At 27.8% G+C, this 11,306-nt stretch carries 7 protein-coding genes; 3 read left to right on the plus strand and 4 right to left on the minus strand.

Annotation, left to right across the window (positions count from 1 at the left end):
• The first annotated feature begins 21 nt into the window (after nucleotides 1-21).
• Nucleotides 22-393 (plus strand): DUF1801 domain-containing protein, encoded by a 372-nt coding sequence (locus ACYPV9_RS07640; protein ID WP_459742775.1) that lies wholly within the window; start codon nucleotides 22-24, stop codon nucleotides 391-393.
• On the opposite strand, the gene ACYPV9_RS07645 is transcribed toward ACYPV9_RS07640, so the two are convergent.
• Nucleotides 394-1,347: a transglutaminase domain-containing protein gene (locus tag ACYPV9_RS07645; protein ID WP_459742777.1), complete on the minus strand. Its 954-nt coding sequence runs from the start codon at nucleotides 1,345-1,347 to the stop codon at nucleotides 394-396.
• Between the two features lie 114 nt (nucleotides 1,348-1,461).
• Entirely contained in the window at nucleotides 1,462-2,280 is an 819-nt protein-coding gene (gene kdsA, locus ACYPV9_RS07650; RefSeq protein WP_459742779.1) for a 3-deoxy-8-phosphooctulonate synthase, read from the minus strand.
• 120 nt (nucleotides 2,281-2,400) lie between these two features.
• Here kdsA and ACYPV9_RS07655 point away from each other — a divergent pair, with 120 nt between their 5' ends.
• Together ACYPV9_RS07655 and ACYPV9_RS07660 are read left to right on the plus strand one after the other, a co-directional pair.
• A complete protein-coding gene (locus ACYPV9_RS07655; RefSeq protein WP_459742781.1) occupies nucleotides 2,401-3,447 on the plus strand; it encodes a M28 family peptidase in 1,047 nt (348 codons plus the stop codon).
• Nucleotides 3,448-3,455: 8 nt separating this feature from the next.
• Nucleotides 3,456-3,962, plus strand: a complete 507-nt coding sequence (locus ACYPV9_RS07660) for a DUF4136 domain-containing protein (protein WP_459742783.1) — start codon at nucleotides 3,456-3,458, stop codon at nucleotides 3,960-3,962.
• Between the two features lie 78 nt (nucleotides 3,963-4,040).
• On the opposite strand, the gene ACYPV9_RS07665 is transcribed toward ACYPV9_RS07660, so the two are convergent.
• A complete protein-coding gene (locus ACYPV9_RS07665; RefSeq protein WP_077809861.1) occupies nucleotides 4,041-4,520 on the minus strand; it encodes a hypothetical protein in 480 nt (159 codons plus the stop codon).
• 88 nt (nucleotides 4,521-4,608) lie between these two features.
• Nucleotides 4,609-11,241: an alpha-2-macroglobulin family protein gene (locus ACYPV9_RS07670; protein WP_459742785.1), complete on the minus strand. Its 6,633-nt coding sequence runs from the start codon at nucleotides 11,239-11,241 to the stop codon at nucleotides 4,609-4,611.
• Nucleotides 11,242-11,306: the final 65 nt, after the last annotated feature.

The following is an 11,306-nucleotide window of genomic DNA, read 5'->3' on the forward strand; positions in this document are numbered from 1 at the left end:
CCGTATTGTTTATCTTTATTTATGAAACCTGCTGAAGAATATATTTTAAATCAACCAGAACCTTTCATGTCTATTTTGTTGCATTTGCAAATATTAATAGAGTCTAGTTTCCCTAACGTTGATTTACAATTTAAATGGAAAATCCCTTTTTATTATTTAAACGAAAAACCTTTTTGTTATCTAAATCCGTCTAAAAAGAAAGGATATGTTGATGTAGCTTTTTGGGTTTCTGCACATTTAACAAAATACAACGAACATCTAATATCAGAAAATAGAAAGGTTGTTAAATCTCTTAGATATTTTAAAATTGAAGATATAAATGAAGAAATTTTACTATCTGTTTTAGCAGAGGCACATTCGCTTAAAGACAAAGGTTTCTACAAGAGAAGCTAATTACTCAACTTTAAATTGAAGCGCAGTTCTATTATTTAAAAATAAAAATAATTCAGAGTTTCTTAATGGGTTTAGAATTGTTAAAGTAGTTATATTGTTTTCTGATTTTAAAATTGGTCTCTTTGCATAGTTGTGGTTTTTATAGTTGTATAGCATTGAAGCTTTTTCGGATAAATTTTTAAACTTTAAAACAATATTTTCACCTTTTTTAATTTTGATAATTCCATTTTTCGGAGAAATTAACTCAATAGTAGATGCTAGAAATTCTTGACCATAAATTGGCTGATTATAAAACTCCTTTTTAGTAATTCTGCCCAACCTCAAAACCCATATACTTTCTTCGGGTAGATGTGTTTTAAAAAATTTATCTTTAGGAATGTCGTAAAAATAAGGGTTGAATTTTCGTGTCCATTTTCCATTCATTAGATATCCTGCCGCCCAAGTTGGGTCTAAAATTATCCATTTATCATTAAGTTTTACAGCGTTCCAAGCATGGTTTGTTTCAGAAACAAACCTACCAATATCATCTGGTGAATTTCTTGTGTAACCTTTTATTACTGCTGCTTCAATATTTAACAAAGAACAAACTTTCTTAAAAGATTGTGCATATTCTTCACACAAACCTTTTTTGGTTTTAAAAGTTTTATCAATAATTTTATTTTTTGCTGCTTCTAACTTTTGTTCTTTTTCAATTTCATTCCTATAACTAAATTTAAAACTTCTTCCTTTCGGATTATAGTATTGATTTAAATCGTATCTAATATTTTTTGCCAACCAAAAAAATGCTGCTCTAACTTTTTCTTCATCTTTAGAAAAATCAGTATCTATTCTTAAAGCTAAATTTTCAATTTTAGAGAATCTAGGGTATTCTAAAACGATTTTATCAACTTTATCAAAATTTTGAGAAAAAGTCGTGTAAGAAATTAATAAGAAAAAATATATAAATTGTTTCATATAGTAAATGTTAACAATTAAGCTAAACAATTATTATGCCTTTATATTTTATTCATAAAAAAACCATTCAAATTAAAATCTGAATGGTTAAAATATGTATCAATAACTTGTAGTTTATAAATTATTTATAGTTTTTCTAATAGCGACTAAATTACTTAATAAACTTTCTAGATTATCTAAATGTAACATATTAGCACCGTCAGATTTTGCATTTTTCGGATCAAAATGAGTTTCAATAAATAAACCATCAACGTTATTTACAATTCCGGCTCTGGCAATAGTTTCAATCATTTCTGGTCTTCCGCCTGTTACACCAACTGTTTGATTTGGTTGTTGTAAAGAATGTGTAACGTCTAAAATTGTTGGTGCAAATTCTCTCATTTCTGGAATGCCTCTAAAATCTACAATCATATCTTGGTAACCAAACATGGTACCTCTATCTGTTATCCAAGCTTTATTAGAACCAGCATCTTTAACTTTTTGTACGGCATGTTTCATAGCACCGGGACTCATAAATTGACCCTTTTTTAAGTTTACAACTTTACCCGTTTTTGCAGCAGCGACAACTAAATCTGTTTGACGCACTAAAAATGCAGGAATTTGTAAAACATCTACATACGCAGCTGCTTTTTCTGCATCAGATACTTCATGAATATCTGTAACTGTTGGCACATTAAATGTTTCTGAAACTTTACGCAAAATCTTTAAAGCTTTTTCATCTCCAATACCTGTAAAACTATCAATTCTACTTCTGTTTGCTTTTTTAAAACTACCTTTAAATATGTAAGGAATTTCTAATTTGTCTGTAATAGTAACTACTTTTTCAGCAATTCTTAATGCCATTTCTTCACTTTCTATAGCACAAGGTCCTGCTAATAAAAAAAAGTTATTTGCATCGGTATTTTTTATATTCGGAATTTCAGATAAAATCATTTGTAAAATTTTCAACAAAAATACATAAAATTTTAGCGGTTATTTAAAGAGTTATAATCGAATTTTATAAGACAACCTTCAATTTAAAATAGTTATATTTATCCTCTAAATAGATATTTTATGAGAAAAATTATTGGTGTTTTTTTAGCCATGAGCTTAATGCTTAGTTGTGCTATTGTTACAAAAGGAAAAGATGGAAAAGCAGGAACAGCTGGTGAACCAGGTTTAAATGGAAAAAATGGGGCTGATGGTATTTCTGGAAAACTTAAAAAACCAGAAAAAACTTTTTTTATTGATTCTAATTTGGTTAGAAAACATTTATATACGTTGGCTGCAGATGAAATGGAAGGTAGAAAATCTGGAACAGCAGGTATCGAAAAAGCGGCTGTTTACATAGAAAATGAATACAAAAAAATAGGATTGACTACTTTTAACAGTTTAAAAGATTATAGACAAACTTTTACTTTTAAAAATAGAAGAACTAAAGAAGATATTACTTCTAGCAACATTATTGGTGTATTAGAAGGAAAAAGTAAAAAGAACGAATATGTTATTATTTCTGCACATTACGATCATTTAGGTATGAAAAAGAGTGGTGAAGGAGACTTAATTTACAATGGGGCAAATGACGATGCTTCTGGTGTTACAGGATTGTTAGTTTTAGCTAAATACTTTAAAGAAATTGGTAACGAAAGAACAATTGTTTTTGCTTCTTTTACAGCAGAAGAAATGGGTTTAATTGGTTCTACTCATTTTGGTAAAGGTATTGATGCGGATAAATTTGTTGTCGGAATTAATTTAGAAATGATAGGGAAAACACCAAGTTCTGGGCCAAATACAGCATGGTTAACAGGTTTTGAGCGTTCTGATTTTGGTAAAATTATTCAGAAGAATTTAGAAGGTACCGGTTATCAGTTATTTCCAGATCCTTATAAAAAGTTCAATTTATTTTTTAGATCAGACAACGCTTCATTAGCAAGGTTAGGCGTGCCATCGCATACATTTTCTACAACACCAATAGATGTAGATCCAGATTATCATAAATTAACAGATGAGGCTGAAACTTTAAATATGACTGTTATAACACAAACAATTCAGGCAGTTGCAAAAGGTACAGAAAGCATTATTAATGGTACAGATACACCTACAAGAGTAATTATTAAATAAAACGTAAAATGAAAGTTTTTAGGTTAATTTTATTGTTCTTAGTTTTTGGGTGTTCTAGTTCGAAAGTAGTTTCTGATTATGATTCGAATACAACTTATTCAAAATATAAAACGTTTAATTTCTATGAAGATAATGGAGATAATTTAAATGATTTTGATGTAAAAAGAATTACAAACTACATCACGTCTAAATTAAAAAATGATAATTTAGAGCAAGATAATTTACCAGACTTTTTTATTTATTTTGATACGCAAACATCAATTGTAAGAAATAATAAATCAATTTCTATTGGTTTAGGAAATAGAAATGTGGGTGTTTCGGGCGGAATTCCGATAGAAAATAATAAGGTAAATGAGAAACTAATCATAAAATTTATAGAAGCAAATACTAATAATTTAATATGGGAAGGTTCTCTAGAATCTAAAGTTCGTAAGAAAAGATCACCAGAACAAAGAGAGGCTCATTTAAAGGTTGTTGTTACTCAAATTTTAGAACAATTTCCGCCAAGTAATTAACATTCTAATTTTAGTATTGTGTAAATAAAAAAATCCTCTAAAAATTAATTTAGAGGATTTTTTTATTTTTTACAGTTATTAGAATTGGTATCTAATACTAAATGCGATATCATTATCGTAGTCATTAAAATTATCTCCAAAGCCAAACTCTGGTCTTAAATCTAATGAAAGTAAAATTGGTGCAGAATCAAAATTATATTCAATACCAATATCACCAGCAGCAAAAATAAAGGTTTCAGAAAAATTATCATTTCCGTTACCATTGTAATTTGCTAATCCACCACCAACACCAGCATACCAGTTAAAGTTGTTTTCGATGTTCCAAACCCATTGGTAAATACCTGTGGCTTTGAAACCATCGTAATTAGAATTATCTCTTAACCCTAAATCTATTTCTAGTCTATTGTTATTATTTAAGGCTCTTTGATAAGAAATTTCACCACCAAAACCATCATTATCTCCTAATCGCAAACCAATTGCGTTTTTAGAAATACTTTGTGCATTTGCAGAAAAAGCTCCTGCGACTAAAAGACCTATAATTAAAAATGTTTTTTTCATGATTGTTTATGTTTATTTAATGGCAAAATTAGTCGTAAACTTATTTTAAGAGTAACTCATATGAATTTAAAATTGCTTCAAACGAAATTTATTTTACATCTAATCTTACACCTTTAGAATGACTACTAAACTCTGGAGCATACATACTTTGTATGGTTGTTATTCCGTTACTAAAGTTACCAGCATTGTTAACTCTTAAGTCATATTCAAAAACAAAAACACCTTTAGGTAAATAATCAAAAAAGAAGTTTGTTGCGGCATCTTTGGTACTTTCATAGTAACTTAAGTTATCTTGATATTTATATCTAGAAATTACATTTATTGGTTCTAAACCAGCAGCTCTCATGTCTTTCATATGAATAAATTCCATATTTCTATCAGAAGATAATTCTATTCTAACCGTAATTAAATCACCAACTTTTAACTGACTGCTATTTGTAATTTCTATCAACTCTTTTCCGGTATCAGAATTCACTTTTAAAAATAATTTTTTAGACAATTTAAGTGGTGTATTTGCAACACTAATTTTATCTAAATCTTCAAAATACTGCCAATACAAACCAGCCCAAGCAATACCTTTATTCTTTTTGCTGATAGTTACAGTGCCCATTTCTTTTGTAATTTCTTTACCAGACCAAGAAGTTTTAAAATAACCTGTTCCTGCTTCTATTTTTGCACTTTCTAATTTGGTAGGTTCAATTTGATGTTCACCAATTTTTATAGTAACTAATTCTTCGCTGTTTTTAACCCAATCGCTTCCGTTTAAAAGTAAAGCATAAATGGCTTCGGATGTTGCTTTGGTTGTTTTCCAGCTATTGGTTTGCTTATTTTTTAACAACCACACTTTTAATTTGTCTATTGTCTGGGTATCATTTTCTAGTTCTGTAAAAACTTCTACCATTAATGCTTGTGTTTCTACAGGAGCTTGATAAAAATAATAACTAGCATTGTTAGTTTTCCAATACATACCCAATTCATCCGAAGAGATAGCATTTTCTTTTAAAGAATTAAGAATTTTTATTGCTGATGTTTTTTCATCATTTCTAAATGATGTCAATGCAATTTGTCCTTTAGCATATAGATTAAATTCAGTCCAATATTGTTCTGATTGTTTTTGATAATAATTAACAGCTTCTTCTAATGATGAATTTTTAGCTAAATTTTGATAAAAACTTCGCATGTATAAATACTGAATTGTTGTATAATCTAAATGATTTTTTTCTAAATAATTTTTATATACTTTTTCTACTGCAGATTTGTTTTTAGATTTTCTTTTTAACTTATCTGCATTTTCTAGAAGAATCTTGTATTTTTTTACGAGTTGGCTGTCTAAATAATTAACAGCATTGGTAATCATTTTTTTTGTCTCTGTGTTAAATTGAGCAGCACCTAATTTTTCTAAATGACCAAAGCCAGTAGCAATATAAAGTGTAATGTAATTATTTTCATATTCTCCGCCTTTAAACCAAGGAAAACCGCCCGAACTCATTTGCATATCTTTAAGTTTCGCGATTGTTCTTTCTTGCTCATTTTTCATTTTATTCAAATCGAACAATAAGGCAATTCTTTTTTTCTGTTCAGATTCAGATTGTGCATCTCTTAACCAAGGTGTTTCTTGAATAATTAATGATTTTAATTCCTCATTTTTTTCTAAGTTGCTAAGCAAAGCATCAGAAGACTTCCACATATTAAAAACTTCTTGAATTCTTGGATTTGAATTAGCAATAAAACTTGCCAATGTATTTGCATAAAATCTAGAAAAAGTTTGCTCTGAGCACTCGTACGGATATTCCATTAAATATGGCAAAGATTGAATTGCGTACCAAACTGGGTTAGAAGTTACTTCTAATGTTAATTTATGATTTTTTAAAGTTGTAGAATTATTTTCTCTTAATTTATCTAAAGTAAAAGTTTTAGTTTCGTTAGAATTTATCCAAATTGGTAAGGTTTCTGTAACTAATTTTCTGTTAGATAAAACAGGTAATACTTGTTGTTCTCCGTCTGAAAAAGAACCTGCTTTTGCAACAATTCTATACTGAACAGCTTGCACAGTTTCCGGAATAAAAACTTCCCAAGAAACATTTGTATTACCATCTTTAGCCACTGTAAATTTTTTGTTTGCCTTGAGATTTTGCATTAAAACATCTATTTTTTTATTGGTAATGGCATCTGTTAACTCAAGTTGTGCAATTCCGTTTAACGCATTATTTGTTAAGTTGGTAATTTTTGCACTTAAAGTAATTGTATCTTTTTGTCTTAAAAATCTTGGTGCATTTGGTATTACCATTACTTCTTTTTGAGTAACAGTTTGCATACTTTTTACGGCATATTTTAAATCTTTAGTATGTGCTAATAATTGTAGTTTCCATCGGGTTAATGCTTCTGGCATTGTAAATGTGAAACTTACTTTACCATCTTTATCAGTTTTTAACTGCGGATAAAAAAATGCAGTTTCTTTAAAGTTCTTACGTGCTTTAATTTGCGATAAATCTTCAATAATATTTGTTGTAATAATTATAGCACCATTTCTTCCTTTCGAGCCATATAATGCAATAGCTTCAGAATCTTTTAAGACTTGATAACTAGCAATATTTCGAGTTTTTAATCCTTCAGCAATTTCTACAGTACTAATCTTACCATCGATTATAATTAATGGTTTTTCATCTGAGTTTAGAGAAGAATTCCCTCTAATTCTTATTGTAGGATTATCATCAGTAATATTTATTCCTGCCGCTTTTCCGCTTAAAACAGTAGTTATTTCAGCTTCTTCTTGTGGTATACTTATCGAACCTGTAACATCGGATGCTTTTCTTTTTTGAGTACCATAACCTGTTACCACTATTTCATCTAATGATTCTAAATCTGGAATTAATTGAACATTTAATCTAGAAAAATCTTCTACTTTAACCTCTATACTTTGATAACCAATATATCTTATAGATATGATATCATTTTTTTTAATATCAATTGTAAAATTACCTTCAAAACCTGTATTTACGCCTTTAGTTTTATTTTTAATAAGAATTGTAACTCCAGGTAAAGGTTCATTATTTTCATCAGTAATAAAACCTGTAATTGTACCATTAAACGAGCCAGATTTTGTGATTTTAATCTTTTTTGAATTTATTTTTTGTCTAATTTGTCTTAGATAACTATTGTTTAACCAAGAATTATTATTCAAACTAAACCCAAACCAGTTATATGTAATGTTGTTTATAGAAGGATAGTTGAAATACTTATTTTTATTATTTATTACGCTAAAATTATTTACTCCAAAGCTTAGATTTGCATTGCTAGATTTGTAAGAGTAGTATTTTTTAGTTGTTTTTACAGGATTAAAATACCAATTATGTGTTTTAAATTCGTCTAAAGAGGCATCATACATAGAAGCTAATAATTCTGCAGCAACTTTATCGTTTTTATCATTTTTGATTGTAAAACTCCATGTTTCTTCTTGACCAGGACTTATTTTATCTCTAAAAACGTTGGTTTCAATTTCAATATTACTTTTCGGTTTATCTAAAACATTTACAAGAATACTACCGCTTTTAAAGTAATTAAAGTTTACAAAATGATATTTTATAGCAAAACCACCAACATCTTCTTTTTCAACAGGAATTTTAATCGTTTTAGTAGTGTTGTTTAAATGAATTAGTTGTGTATCAACTATTTTATAATTTTTTTCTATTTGAACAACAATGGTGATGTCTTTAGAAGCAGAACCAACTTTTAAGTTTACTGTTTCACCCTCTTTATAAGCGTTTTTATCAGTATTAATTGTAAACAATTTATTGTCTGCAACTTGTTTCTCTGATGTCGAAAATATTGAAAAGTTAACTTCGTCTTTCACTTTTTTACCAAACTTGTCTTTGGTTTCTAGTATAGCGATATATTTACCAGATTCCCATTTTTTTAGATTTGATATTTTTAATTCTTCAGAATTTTTAGTGTTGAACTTTTTAGAAAAAGTTAGAGTTCCTTTTTGCCAATTAGTTACGTCATCTTCATTATTAGAGTAAGGGTCATTCGGAAATAATCGTTTAAATTCTTCTTTAGAAATTTGTTGATAATCTGGTTCTTGCCACGGTCTATTTCTTACAGGAGATTTAGGTGCTAGTAATTTGTAAATTTTTAAGGTTCCTTGAGCAGCGGTAAATTGATTGTTTAAATTGGTGGTTTTAATATTAATTATTGTTTTTTGCTGATTTTTATCAATATTATTATCCATAGAAATTGAAGCCAACAAACTATGGTAACCAACTTTTACAGTAGATGTAGCGCTTCTAGTTTCTCCATTTACATCTGTTACATCTGCTGTAATTTCATACGTAAAAATTGGTAAACTTTCTTCTGAAATACTTTTATCTGGTATTGCTTTAAATTTTATTGAGAAATTTCCAGAAGCATCTGTAATAACTTCTCCGTTAGAAATTTCTTGTGTTTCTGAGTTGTAAAAAGGTCTTCTCCACGAATACCAAGACGGAAATTGTGTTTTTCTGTGAACTCTATAAACAACATTTGCATCTGTAATATTAGCCCCAGAAAAAGCTTTTGCAAAACCGTTTACAACAATCGAATCATTAATTTTAAAATTTTCTGTAACAGGTTTAAATTCTGTTTTAAATTTTGGTCTTTTATATTCTTCTACAGCGATTGTTGCGTTTGCACCATTAAATCGTACGTTTTTATTAGTGAAAGAATTTGAGCTTATGTGTAATTTATAATTACCTGTTAAACCATTGTTAGGTAAGAGAAATTCGCCAGCAACACTTCCAAAATCATTTAATTCTAAAGTTTTAGTTTTAACTGTTTGATTGTTTACATCTCTCAAACTAATTTCTATACTTTTGTTATTTACAACCTTAGAAATTTCATTTTCATTCTGAGTTAAAATAGTTTTAAAATAAACAATTTGTCCAGGTCTATAAATACTTCTATCCGTAAAAATAAATCCTTTAATATCTATATAATTGCTTTTATTATTAAAATTATTATTGTTTCTATTGTATAAATAAGAAGAACCAAAAGTAGCAGTATCATCTTTGGTTTTAACTTTAATTTGAACATTGTTGTATCTGCTATTACTTTTAAAAGTTGCAAACCCTTGTTTATTTGTAACTAAAGTTTTGTTGATATAAGAACCGTAATTTCTTTTAGTGTTTTTTAAATTTATTTTTGCGTTTTCAATTGGTTTTCCTGTATTTCGATTTACTACTTGGTAATTATACAAATTATTAAAAGTATTACTTACCAATGTTAAATTGGTAACTTGTATTACTGTTGAAGCGTGTATAAAATTGGTTTCTATATCTTTTTTTTCTGATGCAATAATTAAATATTTACCACCATCAAATTTAGGCACAACAATTTCTGTAGTATGTTGTAAATAATCTGCTTCGTTTTTTAGATTACTCGTCCAGGTTTTTACTTTAGAAAGCTTTGTTAGAAAAGTTTTTTTCTTTTGGATGTCATAAATATTATTAAATGTGTTCAATTCACTTTCAAAGACTTTATATGCAGAAAAGTAAAGTTTATTCAGGTTTTTATAAGAGATTAAAAATCTAGAATTAGACTGAATCGGTAAAAATTCTTCGGTAGTTATATTTAAAGACGAGTTTAAGATATTTGCTTTTAATACTTTGCATTTTTTTGCAGCTAAACTTTCTGGAAATTTTAAAATTGTTTGGTTACACAATTCTAAAGCTTCCTTGTTTTTAAATTGATTTTCATCTTTTTTAGTATCCTTATAATTTAATGCTTTTTCATTAAAAATTTGTGCGATTTCAAATGCATACAAACCGCTAGATTCATGTGAGTTAAGATTGCTTTTGCTAATCTGAAGTGTTTTTAAAAGCGCTGTTTTAACACTTTTAAAAGTGGCATTATTCTTTACAAAATTTAATCTTTCAAGATCTATAATTACAAGTGCATTTTTTTGATTTTTTTGTGTGTGTAATTGTATTAATTTTTGATACAATTTTAAAGCTTGTAATTGATTTGAAATACTATCTTTTGATTTGATTTCTAATGAAGTGAAGATAGAAGAGCTTTTAATAAAATCAGGATTGTTTATCTCGAATTTATAAGAAGGTTTATGAATTGAATTTTCATTTGTACTATAAAATTTTAGTGCCGAATTTGCTAAAAAATCAAATAGAGATGGCTTAAATTGAACAGTTTCATCGTCTATATTTAAGATATCACTATAATCTGTAATTTTTATTTCTAAAAGCTGTTGATCATTTTGTAAAGAATTATCGAAGTGAAATAATATTTCCTTAAAAATTGTAGCTAAATCCCAAGTTCTAAAATCTTCGAGATTCGCTTTTTCTTTAGTTGAAGTTCTATTGTAAAACTTGTATCTATTTTGTTTAAAATACTGCCAATATAAATTGGCTAAAATATTTTCTAAAATATTCTTTGTAGGAAATGTCTGTTGCGCAATTTGTTCTTTAAATTGATTTATTACATTTAGTTGTGCATTTTCTTCTAAAGTAAGTGAGAATTTACTTTTGTAAAATAAAGATTTAATTAACTGTGGCGAATTATTTTCTTTTGCAGCTTTGTTGAAAATTTTATCTACAATTCTTAAAGCAGATTTAGGTAAATTATCTAGCTCAAATTTTTCTACATCTGTCCATAATTCGTCAAAATTATCTTGAGAATTAATCGTTGTTGAAATTAAAAATATTGAAAATAAAGTTGTTATGATTTTTTTCATAGTTAAATTGTTTGCACTTTAAAATAAGTGTAAATTATACTGAAACTAATACCAATTCTATTTAG

The organism is Polaribacter sp. OB-PA-B3 (assembly GCF_054589375.1).